The organism is Pantoea sp. NGS-ED-1003, from assembly GCF_000738765.1.
Lineage (GTDB): Bacteria > Pseudomonadota > Gammaproteobacteria > Enterobacterales > Enterobacteriaceae > Pantoea > Pantoea septica.
On sequence record NZ_JPQA01000004.1, the window covers coordinates 146,478 to 163,719 of the forward strand.

The window sequence follows — 17,242 nt, forward strand, 5'->3', positions numbered from 1 at the left end:
GATTGGTGGCGAATCGCCTGAACCCCGACGCGAACGGCCTGGGGAAAGAGAGTGGGTAAGCGTAGCGGCCCGCGACCGGGCCGCTTAACGCTTCGTGCCTCTTACTTTTTGTGCAGCAGCTGGCTGGCGGTGTCGCTGATAATCTGCGCCGCGCCGCGATCGCCCTTCGCCATCGAGCTCATAAAAGCTTTCGCCTGTTTAAAGGTGATGTGCGGCGGCAGCGGCGCCACTTCCGGATCGGTTTTCACCTCCAGCACCACCGGACGATCGGCGCTCAGCGCGCGTCGCCACGCATCTTCCAGCTCATCCGGGTTGTCGACGAAGATGCCCTGCAGGCCAAGCGATTCGGCAAACTGGGCGTAGCGCACGTCCGGCAGCTGCTGCGTCGCCTCGAAGCGCGCATTGCCCTCCATGACGCGCTGCTCCCAGGTGACCTGGTTCAGATCCTGATTGTTGAAGACGCAGACGATAAGGCGCGGATCGCTCCACTGCTGCCAGTATTTCTGAATGGTGATCAGCTCCGCCATATTGTTCATCTGCATCGCGCCGTCGCCAACCAGCGCTACCACCGGTTTGTCGGGATGGGCGAATTTAGCGGCAATGGCGTAAGGCACCGCCGCGCCCATGCAGGCGAGCCCGCCCGACAGCGTGGCGCGCTGACCCTGCTTGACGCGATAGTCGCGCGCGAACCAGTTGGCGCAGGAGCCGGAATCGGAGGTGACGATAGCGTTGTCGGGCAGCTGCGGCGACATCTCCCAGACCACGCGCTGCGGGTTAACCGGATTAGCCGGCGCGTGGGCGCGATCTTCCATCACTTTCCACCAGTCGCGCACCTGCACCGCAATCTCCTCCTGCCAGCTGCGGTCCTCTTTATGCTCCAGCAGCGGCAGCAGCGCGCGCAGGGTTTCCGCCGCGTCGCCGTGCAGGTTCACTTCGCAGGGGTAACGCAGGCCAAGCATCGCCGGATCGATATCGATCTGCACCGCGCGCGCCTTGCCCTCTTCCGGCAGGAATTCGGTCCAGGGGAAGCCGCTGCCGATCATCAGCAGCGTGTCGCAGTTCTGCATCAGCTCCCACGAGGGTTTGGTGCCGAGCAGGCCGATAGAGCCGGTGACGAAGGGGGCGTCGTCCGGCAGCACATCTTTGCCGAGCAGCGCCTTGGCGACGCCCGCCGCCAGCACGTTGGCGGTCTGCACCACCTCCACCGCCGCGCCGCGCGCGCCCGCGCCGATGAGAATGGCGACTTTTTTCCCGGCGTTAAGCACCTCGGCGGCGCGCTGCAGATCGGCCTCGTAAGGCACCACTTTAGGACGCTGATAGCCGGGGCCGGAGTGGGTAAAGCCGTGCAGATGCTTCGGCGCTTCCCAGGGTTCGTCCTGAATATCTTTCGGCACAATCACCACCGCCACGCCGTTTTGCGCTTTGGCGATACGCACGCCACGGTCGATCAGATGACGTACCTGCGCCGGCGCGGCCGCCTCCTGCACAAAGTTGGCGACGTCGGCGAAGACGCGATCCAGATTCATCTCCTGCTGGTAGCTAGCGCCGCGCGCCGTGACCTCCGCCTGGCCGGCGATCGCCAGCACCGGCGCGTGATCCATTTTGGCGTCGTAGAGGCCGGTCAGCAGATGGGTCGCCCCCGGCCCGCCGGTCGAGAGGCAGACGCCCAGCTCGCCGGTAAACTTGGCGTGACCAGCCGCCATAAAGGCCGCCATCTCTTCGTGCCGCACCTGAATAAATTCAATGCCGTCGCCCTTCTCATTGGCGCGCTGGATGGCACCGAGCACACCGTTAATGCCGTCGCCGGGATAGCCGTAAATACGGGTTACGCCCCAGGCTTTTAGCCGCTGCACAAAGAAATCGCTGGTTTTCATGCTCATCGTTGTCGCCTCCTTGAAAATCCGTGTCAGAGAATAAGGGTAGTCGACAATCTGGCTTATTCGCCTGCTAATGCGGGAAAGCGCAGCCGTAACTCGCTGAATATTTGCGCCATATCCGCCGCTTCCCCTGCCTGCTCGACGGCGTGAAACACCTGGGTTTTCAGAAAATGACGCCAGCTGACCGGCGCGTCGGCGAGAAAGGCGGTGAGCGCACGGTAGTGTTGCGGCGTCCAGATCGCCTCGAATGCCTGGCGTGCCGCACCGTGATGAAAATGCGCCTCGACCTGCTGCGGCATCGCGGCGCGCAGCTGCGCCGTCGCCGCCTCATCTAACTCGCCGTCCGCTAGCGCCACGCCGTACTGCGCGCGCGCCGCCGCCGCGCTGAGAAAGCCGCAGCGCACGTCGCTGAGCACCGCCTCAACGTCGCGCTGCGACGGCAGGCCGTAGCCGCCCGCCCCTGGCCCGCGCACCTCGACCACATCGCCCGGCTGGCAGTGGATTACGTCGCGGTTGCCGTGCTCCAGCGTCTTGCCGTCACGCAGAGTGCGAAAATGAGAAAGCCCGCCCGCGCGGCCGCCCGCCGCGCCCGCCGAGGCGAACACCGAACGGTTGCGGTTGCGCGCGGTGACGGTGGTCTCCGGCGTAAAGATCTCAAAGGCCATTTCGGTTGCCAGCCCGCCGCGAAAGCGTCCGGCGCCGGCGCTGTCGGGCGCCAGGCCGTAGCGCAGAAAGCGGATCGGCACCTCCGCTTCGTTGATCTCGATCGGGGTGTTTTTTAGAAAGGCGGAGAGCCCGCCGGAGCCGTCCGGGCCGTCGTGACGCGGCGTGCCGCCGGCGCCGCCGCCAACCGGGCCGAGCGACGCCACAACGCTGCGGTTGCGCGCGTCCAGCGTGCGGATATTCATAATCGAGTTGCCGCCCGGCGAGTTGGCCGGCAGCCGATCCGGCAGCGCCAGCGAAAAGACGCCGACGGTGGCGATTTGCGACAGCGCGCAGGTGAGCGAGCGCATGCCGACGGCGGCGGGCGCTTCGCAGTTCATCACCGTGCCCGGCGGCAGAATGGCGCGTGTCGGGCGCAGCGTGCCGGCGTTAAGCAACAGCCGCCGGTCCAGCGTCGAGAGCACGTAAGTCACGCCTACCAGCGCCAGCGGATGGCGCTCGCGGCCGCCGGTCGGCATGTTCAGCGACGAGGCGAGCTGCGGATCGCTGCCGGTATAGTCCAGCTCCAGCCGATCGCCGCACACTCGCAGCGTAATCGCCACGCGGCAGGGATAGCCGCCTTCGCCATCTTCGTCAGCGTAATCGGCGTAGAAGTATTCGCCGTCGGGGATGGTGCGGATAATGGCGCGCGCCTGCTGCTCGGCGTAGTCGAGGATCCCCTCGATGCCCTGCAGGAAATCCGCCGCGCCGAAACGGGCGACAATCTCGTGGATCTTGCGTTCGCCGATGTTGACCGAGGCGATTTGCGCTTTGAAGTCGCCCCAGTTCTGTTCCGGCACGCGTACGTTCAGCCGCAGGATACGCGCCACATCCTCGTTCAGTTCACCGTTGCTGACAATCTTCAGCGGCGGAATGCGGATGCCCTCCTGCACGATATCGGTCAGCGAGCGCGACAGCGAGGCGGGCACCGCGCCGCCGATATCGGTGTTGTGAATATGGCCGACCACGAAGCAGAGGATTTCGCCGCCGTAAAAGACCGGCTTCCAGATATGGATATCGGGGGAATGGGTGGCGACGTTGCCCGCATAGGCGTCGTTGGTAATGCAGATATCGCCTTCGTCGTAATGGTCGATCAGCGCCAGCACCGGCGCATAGTCGATGCCGCTGTACCAGGGCGCGCCGAAGCTGCGCGGCGAGGCGAACGCCAGCCCTTCTCGGCTGACGATCTGGCAGGAGAAGTCTTCCGTCTCTTTAACAAAGGTGGAGTGCGCGGTGCGCATCAGGGTAAAGGCCATGGCGTCAGCCGCCGCCGCGCAATAGTTAGCGAGTATTTGCAGATTACGTCCGTCGATAGCCACGATCACTTCTCCTCGCTCAGCGGGGTAATTAACAGATTGCCGAAGCTGTCTACATCGACCTGCATGCGCGGCGGCACGCAGGTGGTGCAGTCGTCCTGCGCCACGATAACCGGCCCGCGCAGCCGATGGCCGGGACGCAGCGTCGCGCGCAGCACCAGATCGACCTGATGAAAAGCGCCGTCTATCCACGCTTTGACCTGCTTCGCCACCTGCACCGGCTCGCGGGCTGCGGGAAGGCGGTTCAGCGCCGGTTTCGGCGTAGGCGAGGCGATAACCAGCCGCAGGTTGATCAGCTGCACCGGCGCGGCGGCGTCGCTGTGGCCAAACAGCTGGTGATGCTGCTGGTCGAACGCCGCGTGCAGCGCCGCCACGTCGGCGCTCGCCAGCCACGCCGCCTCCAGCGGCACGTCAATCTCGAACGACTGGCCGCGATAGCGCATATCGGCGCTGAACTGCAGCGTGAATGGCATCTCCTTGCCGTGCTCGGCCGCCAGCCAGGCCTGCGCCCGCTGGCTCAGGCCCTCCGCTTCGGAGGCGAGCCGATCCGCCAGCTGCGCGTTGAGATCCCCGTACAGCGTGCGGATAAAGTCGTTGCGGATATCCGCCACCAGCCCGCCCAGCGCCGAGAGCACGCCCGGCGTCGGCGGCACAATAACGCCTTTCATGTTGAGTTCGCGCGCCAGAAAGCAGCCCATCATCGGCCCTGCGCCGCCGAAGGCGAGAAACCAGAACTCGCGCGGATCAAGGCCGAAGCGCGACAGCAGGCCGCTGGTGTCGCCGTACATGCTGGAGATCGCCAGCTCGATAGCGGTTTCGGCGGTCTGCTCTACCGAGACGCCAAGGCGCTCGGCCAGCGGCAGCCAGGCGGCGCGCGCGGCGGCGACATCCACCTGCACGGCGTGGTAGCCGAGATCGCCATGGCCGATCATGCCGCAGGCGGCGAAGGCGTCGGTAGCAGTCGGCTGGGTGCCGCCGCGCTGAAAACAGACCGGGCCCGGCAGCGAACCGGCGCTGTCCGGCCCCATTTGCATCACGCCCTGCCCGTCGATCCACGCCAGCGAGCCGCCGCCCTGTCCGACAGAGGTCACCGCCACCGAGGGTATATAGATCGGGAAGTCGCCGATGATTTCGCCGTTGCCCTGCGCCACCTCGCCGTTAACGATCACCGCCACGTCGGCGCTGGTGCCGCCGATATCCAGGCTAAGGATGCGGTCGAAGCCGCAGGCGCTGGCGAGATAGCTGGCGCCGATCACGCCCGAGGCGGTGCCGGAGAGCACCATCTGCACGCATTCGCGCTTCGCCTGCTCGACGCCCATCACGCCGCCGTTGGATTTGGTGATGCGCGGCGGCGTGGTCACGCCTCTGGCGCGCAGCGCGCCTTCAAACTTCTCCAGATAGTTGATCACCATCGGCTGCACGTAGGCGTTGATGGCGGCGGTGATGGTGCGCTCATATTCGCGGATAATTGGCCAGATGTCGGCGGAACAGGAGGTCAGCAGGTCGGGCGCAACTTCTTCGACGATCGCTTTAACCGCCGCCTCGTTGTGCCCGTTGCGGTAGCTGTGCAGCAGCGCCACCACAATGCCCTGACAGCCCGCCGCGCGCGCGCCGTCGATCGCGGCCAGCACGCTCTGACGGTCGACGGACTGCAGCACGTTGCCGTCGCGGTCGGTGCGCTCGTGGATGGCGAAGACGCGATCGCGGCTAATCAGCGGCGTTGGCCGACGGGAAAAGAGATCGTGGATATGGGGAATTTTCAGCCGCGCCAGCTCCAGCACGTCGCAAAAGCCGGCGGTGGCGAACAGCGCCAGCCGGACGCCGCGCCGCTGGATCACCGCGTTAATGCCGACCGTGGTGCCGTGAGTAAAGTAGCCAATCTCTGCGGGATCGAGGCCGTCGCGCTCGGCAAACTGCGCCAGTCCGGTGAGAATTTCGCTGCCCGGCGCATCGGGCCGCGACAGCACTTTAAGGGTATGGATCTGGTTGGTTTGCCGATCCAGCACGGCGAAATCGGTAAAGGATCCGCCAATGTCCACGCCAACGCGGTAACGCATCTGTATCACTCCAGAGTCAGGAGAGAGGGAACTCCATCAGCTTGTGCGGCTCCTGCACCACGCGCCAGCCAAGCCGCTGGTAGAGCTGATGGGCATCGTTTGTCGAAAGCATCCAGCGCCGCACCGTGGCCAGTTCCGGATGCTCGCGCACGCAGCTTGCCAGCCAGCTGCCCAGGCCATGTCCACGCCACGCTTCATCGATAATGACGTCGCACAGCCAGCCGAAACGGGTGTAGTCGGTAATCAGCCGACCAAAACCGATCTGCGCGTCAACGTGATAGAGCCCGAACGGCAGCGATGCGGCGATGGCCCGCTCGGTGGCGGCGCGCGACTGCCCTTTCGCCCAGTAGGCGCGCTCGGCCAGCTGGAAATGAATCCAGTCCATATCCAGCCGCGCTCGTTTGGTAGAAAGGGTAAAGGCGTCGCGCTGCCAGATATGGTCGGCGATGATGGGTGCGGTCATAAATAACTCCTTGTCGCGGCTTGGGTTTATAGTAAGCGCGCAGGCTCAGCCGACGCGGCTGAAGAGGCGCGGCGAACCGGTCAAATGCGGTGAAAAAAGCACGGAAAAGAAATTTTATGCTGCTTGAAAGAGGCTGGCTGCAGGCTTAAAAAAGCCCCATAGCGGGGCTGAATATAGAAATGAGCTTTGTTAAAACAGGTCGGCGTGCGTGCCGGTTCTTTCGAACCTTACTAGCTCATTTGTGATTTTGTAGATCAGTAGCCAGTCGGGTTCAATATGCGCATCTCTGTAACCGTTATAGTTGCCTTGGAGCGGATGATCTCTATAAGCCGCAGGCAGAGGCAATCGATTGTTGATGAGCAGCGACATAAGCGTTTTAAGTTTGCTCATCTCTTTGCGTCGCTTCTGCATCTTTTTCACGTCTTTGTAGAACTGGCTTGAGTAGGCAATTTCCTTTTGCTTAGCCATGAGGTTTCCTTCCCGTCGCGCTGCCCTGTTAAATACCTAACTGATCAAACAGATCCTTTTCATCTTTCGCTTTTTTCACGCCTTTCCCTTGCTCACTTGCTTCAATACTGCTGGCTGTAATGTCGTTGGGAATGCGCATATCAAAAGGCAGCGCCTTTTCCCTGGCGACCTTAGTCAGGGTGATGCGTACCAGGTCAGAGACGGTTAATCCCATTTCAGCCAGCACGGCGGCGGCTTCATTTTTTAATGTCTCGTCTATACGGGCGCGTACGAATGCATTTGCGGGCATAATCGTTCATCTCTCTTAAAGTAGAGAGAGAGTGTAGCTCAGCTGAGCTACAGCATCAAAGTGGTATATAAGTGATACGCAGTACGCGTTGAAAGCTACAGCGCGCCCAGCACGTCATTCTGCCGGGTAATCAGCGAGCGCAGCGGCACGCTGCTCTTCATTACCGGCGATTTGATCACGATATAGCTGAAGTATTTGTCGATGCCGATTTGCGCATCCAGCATCTTTTCTATCACTTCCTGATAGTGCTCGATGCTGCGGGTGATAAAACGCAACAGATAGTCGTAGCCGCCGGTAATCAGATGACACTCCATCAGCTCGTCCACGTCGCGCAGCGCGCTCTCGAACTTCATAAAATCTTCGCGGCGATGGCCGGAGAGCGTCACTTCGGTAAAGACCGTGACCGAATCGGTAATTTTAGTGAGATTGATATGGGCTTCATAGCCGGTGATAAAGCCCGCCTGTTCAAGGCGCTTGACGCGCTGCAGGCAGGGGCTGGGCGAAAGTCCCACGGCATCGGCGAGATTAACGTTGCTGATACGGCCATCTTTTTGCAGTTGCACCAGAATGTTGATATCGATGCGGTCAAGTTTCATTAAGCCGTTCATACCACCCCTCATTGTTAACCAATTGTGCAGGACGTGCTGATGGTATAACACGCTTTGCGCCGCCAGCGCCAGCGGTAACGCGCGCGTTATCCATCAGGAAAAATTATAATTATTCCAGCAATATCAATGAGGAAGATAGCATCAGCCCAGACGGCCGGTGGCGCGCGCCAGCGCAATATCGAAGATATGCAGCGCCTCCTCCAGCTGTGAATCCGTGGTGACAAGCGGCGCCAGGAAACGCACCACATTGCGCTGAACGCCGCATTTGATCAGCAGCAGCCCTTCCTGACAGGCGCTGTCGAGAATCTTCTGCGTCAGCGCGGCGTCAGGCTTGCCGGTCTCGAAGTCGAGGATCTCTACCGCCAGCATAAAGCCGAGGCCGCGCACGTCGCCGATGCAGGCGTACTTCTCCGCCAGCAGCTGTAGCCGCGCCAGCAGCTGTTCGCCAAGCACATTCGCCCGCGCCAGCAGGTTGTCATGCTCGAGCAAATCAAGCACCGCCAGCGCCGCCGCGCAGCCCAGCGCGTTGCCGCCGTAGGTGCCGCCCAGGCCGCCCGGCGTTGGCGCGTCCATGATCGCCGCCTTGCCCACCACGCCGGAGATCGGCAGGCCGCCGCCGAGGCTTTTGGCCACCGTTACCAGATCGGGTTTGATATTGAGATGCTGGAAGGCGAACATTTTTCCGGTGCGGCCAAAGCCGGTCTGCACTTCATCGCAGATCAGCACGATGCCGTGCTGCTCGGTAATGCGGCGCAGCGCCTGCATAAACGCCGGACCGGCGGGCAGGAAGCCGCCGTCGCCCTGCACCGGTTCGATAATGATCGCCGCCACGCGCTCTGGCGCGATCTGCACGGCGAAAAGCTGATCCAGCGCCTTCAGGCAGTCCACTTCCGTCACGCCGTGCAGCGGATTAGGAAACGGCAGTCGATAGACATCCGCCGGGAACGGGCCAAAATTCTGCTTATAGGGCTGGCTCATACCGGTCAGGGTCACGCCCAGCAGCGTACGCCCGTGAAAGGCGCCGTCGAAAGCGATCACGCCGGAGCGGTTGGTGTGCGCGCGGGCGATTTTAACCGCGTTCTCTACCGCCTCTGCGCCGCTGGTAAAGAAGACGCTCTTGTAGGCTTCTTCGCCGCCGACCAGCTGATTAAGCCGCTGCGCCAGTTCGATATAGCCCGGATAGGCCACCACCTGAAAACAGGCGTGCGAGACAAGGCCCAGCTGACGCGTAACCGCATTGACCACCGCCGGATGGTTGTGCCCGACGTTGAGCACGCCGATACCGCCGACGAAGTCGAGATAGCGGTTGCCCTCGACGTCCCAGACTTCGCTGCCCCTGGCGCGCTCAATCACCAGCGGATGGGCGGTCACCACGCCGCGCGGCACATTCTGCTCGCGCGCGTCCAGCAGCAAACTGTTGTCTGAATAGGTCTGTTGTTCGGCCATGACATTCTGCATTTTTATACCTCATCCACGTAACGTTCGGTTGGCTCAAGTATCGCAACCCACTGGTTTCGCATGCTGCCGTTATGGGTAGTGCTGCGGCATATCCTGTTAAAATGCGTGCCCTTTCAGCAGGGAAATTTCTTAACGCAGCGCGCGTCGGGCGAGTGCCGTCCAGGCGCGCACGCCGTAAGGGATCAGCGCGTCGTTGAAGTCGTAGGCGGAGTGGTGCAGCGGCCGCGAAGGCGCGGAGCCGATCCAGAGATAGGCGCCGGGTTTCGCCTGCAGCATAAAGGCGAAATCCTCCGAGGTAAGCGCGGGCTGCCGCGCGACGCCGGCGCTGAAACCCGCCTCGCTGAGCGCCGCTAAGGCGAGATTCACCTCCGCCTCGCTATTTACCGTGGCCGGGTAGTAACGCAGATAGCTGACCTCCGCCTGCAGCCCGTGCGCGGCGGTGACGTGCCGCGTCATCTCGCGCAGCCGCGCTTCAAGCGTATCCTGCGCCGTCGGGCTAAAGGTGCGCACCGTGCCGGTGATCGACGCCTCCGCCGGGATCATATTGTGCGAAAAGCCGCCCTGTATGCGCGTCACGCTCAGCAGCGCCGCCTCGCAGGGATCGATGGCGCGCGCCACCAGCGTATTGAGCTGCACCACCAGCTCGCTGGCCGCCAGCAGCGTGTCGCGCGTCAGATGCGGCTGCGCGGCATGGCCGCCACCGCCTTTGACCGTAATATCGAAGCGATCCGCCGCCGCCATAATGGCGCCGGGCCGGGTCTGCACCTCGCCGAGCGGCAACTCCGGCCAGTTGTGCAGCGCATAGACCGTCTCGCAGGGAAAGCGGCTGAACAAGCCGTCGTCGATCATCGCCTTCGCGCCCGCCAGCCCCTCTTCCGCCGGCTGAAAGATAAAGCAGAGGGTGCCGTCGAGATCCTCGGCTGCGGCCAGCTGCTGCGCCGCGCCGAGCAGCATCACGGTATGGCCGTCGTGGCCGCAGGCGTGACAGACGTTTTCCGTCCTGCTTTTCCAGGGCGCGTCGCCCTGATCCTGCATCGGCAGCGCGTCCATATCGGCGCGCAGGCCGATAACGCGCGGACTGTCGCCGCGCTTCAGCACGCCGACCACGCCGGTTTGGCCGATATCGCGATAGACCTCCAGTCCGAGCTGCTGCAGAAAGCGCGCCACGATATCGCTGGTGCGCCTCTCCTGATAGCCGAGTTCCGGGTGGGCGTGCAGATCGCGTCGCAGCGCGATAAGAGAGTCAATGTCCATCAGTAACCTCGCGCGCGGTCGATAAGGCCGATCATCGGCTCGCCGCGCTGATAGCGACGCAGGTTCTCCAGCAGCGCGGCGACGGCGCTCTCGTTTTGCGTCTGGCTGGCGATGTGCGGCGTCAGCCAGATGGCGGGATGACGCCAGAAAGGATGCGACGGCGGCAGCGGTTCGGGATCGGTGACGTCGATCACCGCCGCGCCGAGTCGGCCGCTGTCGAGCGCCGACAGCAGATCGGCATGATTAAGCTGTGCGCCGCGTCCCGCCTGCACCAGCGCCGCGCCGGGCGGCAGCTGCGCAAACAGATTGCGGTTAAGCAGGCCGCGCGTCTCCGCCGTTAACGGCAGCAAGCAGACCAGTATGTCGCAGCGCGCCAGAAAGTCGCCCAGCTGCGCCGCGCCGTGAAAGCACTGCACGCCGTCGAGCTGGCGCGACGTCCGGCTCCAGCCTGCGCAGTCGAAACCGAGCGAGACCAGCTGGCGTAGCGCCGCCTGGCCCAGCTCGCCCAGCCCCATGACGCCGACCCGTCGCGCGGCGGCGGGCGTAACGCTGTGCGCCTGCCAGCGCGCTTCGCGCTGCTGTTGCAGGTAGCGCGGCATGTCGCGATGGATGCCGAGCACCGCAAAGGTCACGTACTCCACCATGCCCTGCGTCAGTCCCGGCTCGATCATGCGCACCACCGGCAGGTCGGGCGGCAAGGCGGCGAGATCGAACTGATCCGCGCCCGCGCCTACCGACAGCAGCGCTTTCAGGCCAGGAAAGGTTTCCAGCAGCCTCTCCGGCGGCTGCCAGGCGATCAGCATCTCCACCTCCAGCGGGTCGCCGATGTCGGGCCAGAGATGCAGCTGAATATCGGGCGCGTGCTGCGCCAGCCACTGCTGCCACAGCGCGCCGCGCTGGGGATCCGATTTATAGAGGATATGCATTAGGCCATCGCCTGGGTCATCAGGCCGAACGCCTGCATGCCGCTCGCTGGCGGCGCCCAGGGCGTGCCGCGCACCATGGTGGTGGGGTTATCTACCTGCGCCAGGCCGAGCGTGGCGAGCCAGGGGGCCAGCGGCAGCGCGGCGTCGGTGTCGATACGGACAAATTCGCCGCGCAGGCCCTGCATCAGCGAGGCGACCAGCGCCTGCGCTGTCGGGAAATCCGACGCGATAACCGGCCCAATCGCCCAGCCGTGACCGAAGCGGCGCAGGCTGGCGAAACCGCGGATGTCGCCCTGCACGTCTTCCAGCAGCACCGTCTGATGCTGGTTAATCAGGTGATCGATCAGCTGCGGACGCAGCATGCCGTGCGCCTGCTGGTCGAGGGCGGTGAGGGAAGACGCATCCTGCGCCTGCGCGCGGCGCAGCGTTAATCCCGTCGGGATAGCCACGGGCGGCACCGCCTCCAGCGCACGCGTCTGGTGCTGGAGAATCTGCCCGGTCGTCACAAAGCCGAGCTTTTCATACAGCCCTTTGCCCATCTCGGTGGCGTGCAGCCGCACGTTATAGTCGGGCACTTTTTCCAGCAGGGTCAGCATCAGCTGCTTGCCCAACCCGCGCCCCTGCTGCTGGCCATCCACGATCACCAGCCCGATGGTGGCGGCGCGTTCGCCCCAGCGCCAGAGGATGGCGCTGCCGAGCAGCTTGCCCTGCTCTTCAATTACCACGCCTTCGCCTAGCGCCAGCGCCTGCTGCCAGTCTTCGCGGCGATGCGGCCACTTCAGCTGCTGCGTCATGGCGTAGCAGGATTCGATATCGTGCGCCTTCATGGCGCGAAAAGTAGTGGTCATGCGTTGCTCCTTACATCATGCCAGGCGTTTCAAGTGCGCTGCCGTCAACCAGACGGCTGTAGCGATAAGGTGTAGGGTCGACAATCGGCGCGTCGCTGGCGGCGAGATCGGCGGCGAGCCGTCCCGCGCCCGGCCCGATGCCGAAGCCGTGCGCGCTGTAGCCGGCCGACAGCACCAGGCCCGGCAGCTGCGCCACGGTGGAGATGACCGGAATGGCGTCGGGCGTGCTGTCGATCATGCCGCCCCAGGCCTGCGCCAGCTTAAGGCCCGCCAGCGCCGGGTATTCGTTGCGCATCGCGTCCAGCCCCGCCTGCACGGTCGCCGCGTCGGCAGCGGGATCGAGAATGCGCGCGCGCTCAAACGGCGATTCGCGATCGAAGGCCCAGCCGCCGAGCGCTTCCGGGCCGTGGAAAAAGGGTTTAAGTCCCATGTTCAGACGCAGATTTTTACGGCGGCTCTTAAAAACAGGATAGAAGTGGCGCGCATAGCGGATGCCCTGCGCGCCCGGCTCGAGGCGCCCGCGCCCGGATACGGAAACGGTATAGCTGCCGTCGAGCTGCGGCCGGCAGGCGAAGCCAGGCGTATAGAGCGGCACCGCAATCGCCTGCGCGATGGGCTGGGTGCGAAACGCGGTGCCGATAACGTTGCCGAGCGGCAGGTCGATGCCGTGGCGGCGGCAGAACATTGAGGTCCATGCGCCTGCGGCGCAGATCACGCGGCTGGTTTTGATCAGGCCGCGCTCGGTCCAGACGCCGCTGACGCGACCGGCGGCAATGTCCAGCCCGCGTACCGCGCACTGCTGGAACACCCGCGCGCCGAGCCGCTGGGCGGCAATCACCAGGCCCGGTGCGGCCAGGCGGGGTTCGGCATGGCCGTCGGTCGGCGATGAGACGCCGCCGAGCCAGCGCGTGGTGCTGCCGGGCGTCATCGCTTTCGCCCGATCCGCCGTCAGGATCTCGCTCTGCACATCATAATTTTTCGCCATGCGGTTCCAGCGCTCCCATGCGGCGATATCCGCCTCGCTGCGCGTCGCGTAGATCAGGCCGCTGCGGCGGAAGCCCAGCTCTTCGCCGGTCTCTTCGCCCAGTTCGCCCCAGCGCTGGAGCGCGTAGATGATCAGCGGCAGCTCGCGCTCGTCTCGGTTCTGCTGGCGGCACCAGCCCCAGTTGCGGCTCGACTGTTCGGCCCCGACCAGGCCTTTTTCCAGCAGCGCCACCGTCAGCCCTTTTTTGGTCAGTTCCCAGGCCGCGGCGGCACCGGCGATACCGGCACCGATAATCACCACGTCGACGGCGTCGGGGAAGTCGACGCTGTCCTGTACATAGCGGAGTGGAGCGGGCATAGCGTTGATACCTCTTTTTTTGCAGTGAAAAGCTACCATGTCAGAGCGTTATCTGCGCAGCCAGATTGTTCACGGCCAGCGCACAGCCACCGGAGCGTACTGAAGTACGTGAGAATGGCGCGCACTGCCCGGGAACAATATGGCAAGCAAGATAGCCCTATTCCGCTTTTAAAATCTCTTCGTGCTCATCCAGCCACCCCTGCCGCAGCTCCGGCACCGCGCGCTTCAGGCGCTCGAAATAGAGCTCGCTGGTGGGCTTGTCGTAATCTTCCCGCGCCAGTTGGGTGACGATGCGTCCCGACTTCATCACCACGATGTTGTCGCACACCGCCCGCACCGCGTGCATATCGTGGCTGATAAACAGCACCGACAGGCCCAGCTCGCGCCGCAGCTCGCTGATAAGATCCAGCACCGCCGCCGCGACCACGGTGTCGAGCGCCGAGGTCACTTCGTCGCACAGGATCAGATCCGGCTCCGCCGCCAGCGCGCGCGCCAGATTAACGCGCTGCTTCTGACCGCCGGAGAGCGCCCAGGGCCGCCGCCAGAGCACGCTGCGCGGCAGCTTCACCAGATCGAGCAGCTGATGCAGGCGCTGAGTCAGCGCCTGGCCGCGCAGGCCGTGAAACAGCGCCAGCGGCCGCGACAGGATGCGCTCGACGCTGTGCGCCGGATTGAGCGCGGTGTCCGCCATCTGAAACACATACTGAATGCGGCGCAGCTCGTTGTCAGGCCGCTTGTGCATATCGCCGGCGATATAGTGGCCGTTAAACAGCATATGACCGTGACAGGGGGCGTTGAGCCCGGCGATGGCGTGCGCCAGGGTGGTTTTACCCGAGCCTGACTCGCCGATAATGCCGATCGCCTGCCCTTTCCACAGCTGGAGATTGATATCTTCGAGGATGCGGATCTTCGGCTGGCCGTCGCTGCCGCGCGGGCCGTAGCCGGCGCTGAGGTCGCGCACCTCCAGCAGCGGCTGCCGCTCGCCGCTCTCCGCGCGCCACGGGCTGGGGCGCTCTTGCTGACGCGCCGCGTCCATCAGCAGCCGCGTGTAGTCCGCCTGCGGCGCGCCGATCAGCCGTTCGGTGGTGCCGTATTCGGCGATCTGGCCGCGCAGCAACACCAGAATGCGGTCCGCCATCTGCGCCACCACCGCCAGATCGTGACTGACGTAGATGGCGGTGACGCCGCGCTGCGCCACCACGCGACGAAAGGCCTTCAGCACTTCCACCTGCGTAGTGACGTCAAGCGCGGTGGTCGGCTCGTCGAGGATCACCACGTCGGGATCGCCGATCAGCGCCATCGCGGTCATCAGACGCTGCAGCTGCCCGCCGGAGACCTGATGCGGCCAGCGGTCGCCGATGGTGTCGGGATTGGGCAGCGCCAGCTCGCGGAACAGCGCCACCGCTTTGGCTTTCGCCGCTTTGCGCGTCATGGTGCCGTGGATCACCACCGGTTCAATCACCTGATCGATGATCTTCATGCCGGGATTAAACGAGGCCGCCGCGCTCTGGGCGATATAGGCGACTTTGTTGCCGCGAAACGCGCGCAGCTGCTGCGGGCTCAGGCTGTTGACGTCGACGCCCGCCACATGAATATTGCCCTCGGCGATGCGGCAGCCGGGACGGGCATAGCCCATCAGCGCCATGGCGATGGTGGTTTTTCCCGATCCCGATTCGCCGATCAGGGCGAGCACTTCCCCTTTCTGCACGGTAAAACGGATATCCGACACCAGGTCGATCGGGTCGCCCCTGTCGCTCTGCGCCGTGACGCGCAGCTTTTCCACCGAGATCACCGGCATTGCGGTATGCGGCATCACGTTCATACGCCCTCCTTCGCCAGCGTCAGCGGACGCATCTGCTGCAGGCTGTCGATAAACAGGTTGGCGCCGATGGTCAGGCTGGCAATCGCCAGCGCAGGCATCAGCACCGCCGGCGAGCCGTCAAACAGCCCCTGAATGTTTTCGCGCACCAGGGTGCCCCAGTCGGCATAGGGCGGCTGGACGCCGAGGCCGAGAAAACTCAGGCCGCTGAGCAGCAGCACGATATAGACGAAGCGCAGCCCGAAGTCCGCCAGCATCGGATGCACCATATTGGGCAGAATATCGTGAATGGCGACGTACCAGCGGCTTTCGCCGCGCAGCCGCGAGGCGCGCACGTAGTCCATATTGCGCAGGCTGCCCGCCATGGCGAAGGCGATGCGGAACGCGCCCGGCCAGTAGGTGAAGATGGCGGTGAGCAGCAGCATCGGCAGCGAAGAGCCGAACACCGCCACGATCATCAGCGACAGCACCTTGCCCGGCAGCACCAGCATGGCGTCGTTGACGCGGCCGAGGATCTCCTCCAGCCAGCGGCCGGTCACCGCCGCCAGCAGCGCCAGCAGCGTGCCGATCAGGCTGGCGCCGATGGCCGCGCCCAGCGCCAGGCCGATAGAGAACTTCGCGCCGTAGAGAATGCGGCTGAGAATATCGCGCCCCAGCGCGTCGGTGCCGAGCCAGTTGTCGGCGGTAAAGCCGCCGAACAGCGGGCCGCCGCCGATATCTTCAACGTTGTGCGGCGCCAGCTGGTTGCCGAACAGCGCCATCAGCAGCCAGAAAATGGATACCGTCAGGCCGAGCCGCCCGGAGATCGACAGCGACTGAAAGAAACGAACGGGAAGTAAGGTATTCATGCGCTTCTCCATTTCGGGTTGAAGGCGATGGTCAGCACGTCCGCCAGCAGCAACAGCAGCAGATAGCAGCCGGCGAACAGCATTACGCAGAACTGCACCACCGGCAGGTCGCGGTTGCTGACCGCATCCACCAGCTGACTGGCGAGGCCGGGATAGCTGAAGATGGTTTCGATAATGATGACGCCGCCGAACAGATAGGAGAGGCTGAGCGAAATGGCGTTGGCGATAGGGCCGACCGCGTTAGGCAAGGCGTGGCGCAGCACGGCGCGCAGCGGTGAAACGCCTTTCAGCAGCGCCATCTCCAGATAGGGACTGTCGAGCTGGTTGATAATGGCGGCGCGCGTCATGCGCGCCATCTGCGCCACCAGCACGCAGCAGAGCGTCAGCACCGGCAGCGCGTAGGCTTTCAGATAGCTGACCAGATCCATATTGGGCGAGCCGAAGGACATGGCCGACACCCAGTGCAGCTTCACGGCGAAGATCAGCACCGCCACCGTCGCCACCAGAAACTCCGGCACCGCCACCGTCGCCATGGTGCCGATCACCAGCACGCGATCCAGCAGCGAGCCGCGCGTCATCGCTGCCGTTATGCCGATCAGCAGCGCCAGCGGCACGCAGATCAGCGTGGTGATCGCCGCCAGCTCAAAGGTGGCGGGAATACGCTGCGCCACTAGCTGCATCACCGGCAGGTGGCTGGCGAACGAGGTGCCGAAGTCGCCCTGCAGCATGCCGCCCAGCCAGCTGAAATAGCGCAGCAGCAGCGGCTGATCCAGCCCAAGCTGGGCGCGCAGCGCCGCCACCGTCTCCGGCGTGGCGTTTTGCCCAAGGATCATCTGCGCCGCGTCGCCCGGCAGCAGGCTGGTGATAAAGAACACCACCGCCGAGACGATCAGCAACGTCAGGATGCCGGCGCCGGTGCGCCGGGCGATCAGGAACAGCATGTATCGGTTCATCGGCGTTCTCCAGT

14 protein-coding genes and 1 pseudogene are annotated in these 17,242 nt (G+C 64.1%); all 15 read right to left on the reverse strand.

The features are described from left to right. Positions 1-101: 101 nt before the first annotated feature. Complete coding sequence (locus tag JS46_RS09350; protein ID WP_033749925.1) at positions 102-1,880, reverse strand: thiamine pyrophosphate-requiring protein; 1,779 nt, start codon at positions 1,878-1,880, stop codon at positions 102-104. Between the two features lie 56 nt (positions 1,881-1,936). Next, positions 1,937-3,898: a hydantoinase B/oxoprolinase family protein gene (locus JS46_RS09355; RefSeq protein WP_033750729.1), complete on the reverse strand. Its 1,962-nt coding sequence runs from the start codon at positions 3,896-3,898 to the stop codon at positions 1,937-1,939. Positions 3,899-3,900: 2 nt separating this feature from the next. Continuing rightward, complete coding sequence (locus JS46_RS09360; RefSeq protein ID WP_033749926.1) at positions 3,901-5,952, reverse strand: hydantoinase/oxoprolinase family protein; 2,052 nt, start codon at positions 5,950-5,952, stop codon at positions 3,901-3,903. 16 nt (positions 5,953-5,968) lie between these two features. Continuing rightward, positions 5,969-6,415: a GNAT family N-acetyltransferase gene (locus JS46_RS09365; RefSeq protein WP_033749927.1), complete on the reverse strand. Its 447-nt coding sequence runs from the start codon at positions 6,413-6,415 to the stop codon at positions 5,969-5,971. 189 nt (positions 6,416-6,604) lie between these two features. After that, positions 6,605-6,883, reverse strand: a complete 279-nt coding sequence (locus JS46_RS09370) for a type II toxin-antitoxin system mRNA interferase toxin, RelE/StbE family (RefSeq protein WP_033749928.1) — start codon at positions 6,881-6,883, stop codon at positions 6,605-6,607. A 28-nt stretch (positions 6,884-6,911) separates the two neighbouring features. Beyond that, complete coding sequence (locus tag JS46_RS09375; protein WP_033749930.1) at positions 6,912-7,172, reverse strand: type II toxin-antitoxin system RelB/DinJ family antitoxin; 261 nt, start codon at positions 7,170-7,172, stop codon at positions 6,912-6,914. A 95-nt stretch (positions 7,173-7,267) separates the two neighbouring features. Then, positions 7,268-7,780 (reverse strand): Lrp/AsnC family transcriptional regulator, encoded by a 513-nt coding sequence (locus JS46_RS09380; RefSeq protein WP_033749932.1) that lies wholly within the window; start codon positions 7,778-7,780, stop codon positions 7,268-7,270. 141 nt (positions 7,781-7,921) lie between these two features. Next, positions 7,922-9,238 (reverse strand): 4-aminobutyrate--2-oxoglutarate transaminase, encoded by a 1,317-nt coding sequence (gene gabT / locus JS46_RS09385; protein ID WP_033749934.1) that lies wholly within the window; start codon positions 9,236-9,238, stop codon positions 7,922-7,924. 113 nt (positions 9,239-9,351) lie between these two features. Then, a pseudogene (locus tag JS46_RS09390) lies at positions 9,352-10,486 on the reverse strand (M20 aminoacylase family protein). A gap of 5 nt (positions 10,487-10,491) precedes the next feature. Beyond that, positions 10,492-11,418, reverse strand: coding sequence for a glyoxylate/hydroxypyruvate reductase A (locus tag JS46_RS09395; protein WP_033749937.1), 927 nt, complete (start codon positions 11,416-11,418; stop codon positions 10,492-10,494). Continuing rightward, positions 11,418-12,266: a GNAT family N-acetyltransferase gene (locus tag JS46_RS09400; protein WP_033749939.1), complete on the reverse strand. Its 849-nt coding sequence runs from the start codon at positions 12,264-12,266 to the stop codon at positions 11,418-11,420. Before JS46_RS09400 ends, JS46_RS09395 begins: the two co-directional genes overlap by 1 nt. Before the next feature lie 10 nt (positions 12,267-12,276). Beyond that, positions 12,277-13,608, reverse strand: a complete 1,332-nt coding sequence (locus tag JS46_RS09405) for an FAD-binding oxidoreductase (protein ID WP_033749941.1) — start codon at positions 13,606-13,608, stop codon at positions 12,277-12,279. Positions 13,609-13,765: 157 nt separating this feature from the next. Next, positions 13,766-15,430, reverse strand: coding sequence for an ABC transporter ATP-binding protein (locus JS46_RS09410; protein WP_033749943.1), 1,665 nt, complete (start codon positions 15,428-15,430; stop codon positions 13,766-13,768). Further along, positions 15,427-16,275, reverse strand: coding sequence for an ABC transporter permease (locus JS46_RS09415; protein WP_033749946.1), 849 nt, complete (start codon positions 16,273-16,275; stop codon positions 15,427-15,429). Before JS46_RS09415 ends, JS46_RS09410 begins: the two co-directional genes overlap by 4 nt. Next, positions 16,272-17,228: an ABC transporter permease gene (locus JS46_RS09420; protein ID WP_033749949.1), complete on the reverse strand. Its 957-nt coding sequence runs from the start codon at positions 17,226-17,228 to the stop codon at positions 16,272-16,274. The genes JS46_RS09415 and JS46_RS09420 overlap by 4 nt, the downstream gene beginning before the upstream one ends. Between the last annotated feature and the right edge of the window lie 14 nt (positions 17,229-17,242).

Coding starts and splice junctions, on each gene's coding strand:
- JS46_RS09350 (WP_033749925.1), bottom strand. CDS start 1,880: ATGAGCATGAAAACCAGCGATTTCTTTGTGCAGCGGCTAAAAGCCTGG.
- JS46_RS09360 (WP_033749926.1), bottom strand. CDS start 5,952: ATGCGTTACCGCGTTGGCGTGGACATTGGCGGATCCTTTACCGATTTC.
- JS46_RS09365 (WP_033749927.1), bottom strand. CDS start 6,415: ATGACCGCACCCATCATCGCCGACCATATCTGGCAGCGCGACGCCTTT.
- JS46_RS09370 (WP_033749928.1), bottom strand. CDS start 6,883: ATGGCTAAGCAAAAGGAAATTGCCTACTCAAGCCAGTTCTACAAAGAC.
- JS46_RS09375 (WP_033749930.1), bottom strand. CDS start 7,172: ATGCCCGCAAATGCATTCGTACGCGCCCGTATAGACGAGACATTAAAA.
- JS46_RS09380 (WP_033749932.1), bottom strand. CDS start 7,780: ATGAACGGCTTAATGAAACTTGACCGCATCGATATCAACATTCTGGTG.
- gabT (WP_033749934.1), bottom strand. CDS start 9,238: ATGCAGAATGTCATGGCCGAACAACAGACCTATTCAGACAACAGTTTG.
- JS46_RS09395 (WP_033749937.1), bottom strand. CDS start 11,418: ATGCATATCCTCTATAAATCGGATCCCCAGCGCGGCGCGCTGTGGCAG.
- JS46_RS09400 (WP_033749939.1), bottom strand. CDS start 12,266: ATGACCACTACTTTTCGCGCCATGAAGGCGCACGATATCGAATCCTGC.
- JS46_RS09405 (WP_033749941.1), bottom strand. CDS start 13,608: ATGCCCGCTCCACTCCGCTATGTACAGGACAGCGTCGACTTCCCCGAC.
- JS46_RS09410 (WP_033749943.1), bottom strand. CDS start 15,430: ATGAACGTGATGCCGCATACCGCAATGCCGGTGATCTCGGTGGAAAAG.
- JS46_RS09415 (WP_033749946.1), bottom strand. CDS start 16,275: ATGAATACCTTACTTCCCGTTCGTTTCTTTCAGTCGCTGTCGATCTCC.
- JS46_RS09420 (WP_033749949.1), bottom strand. CDS start 17,228: ATGAACCGATACATGCTGTTCCTGATCGCCCGGCGCACCGGCGCCGGC.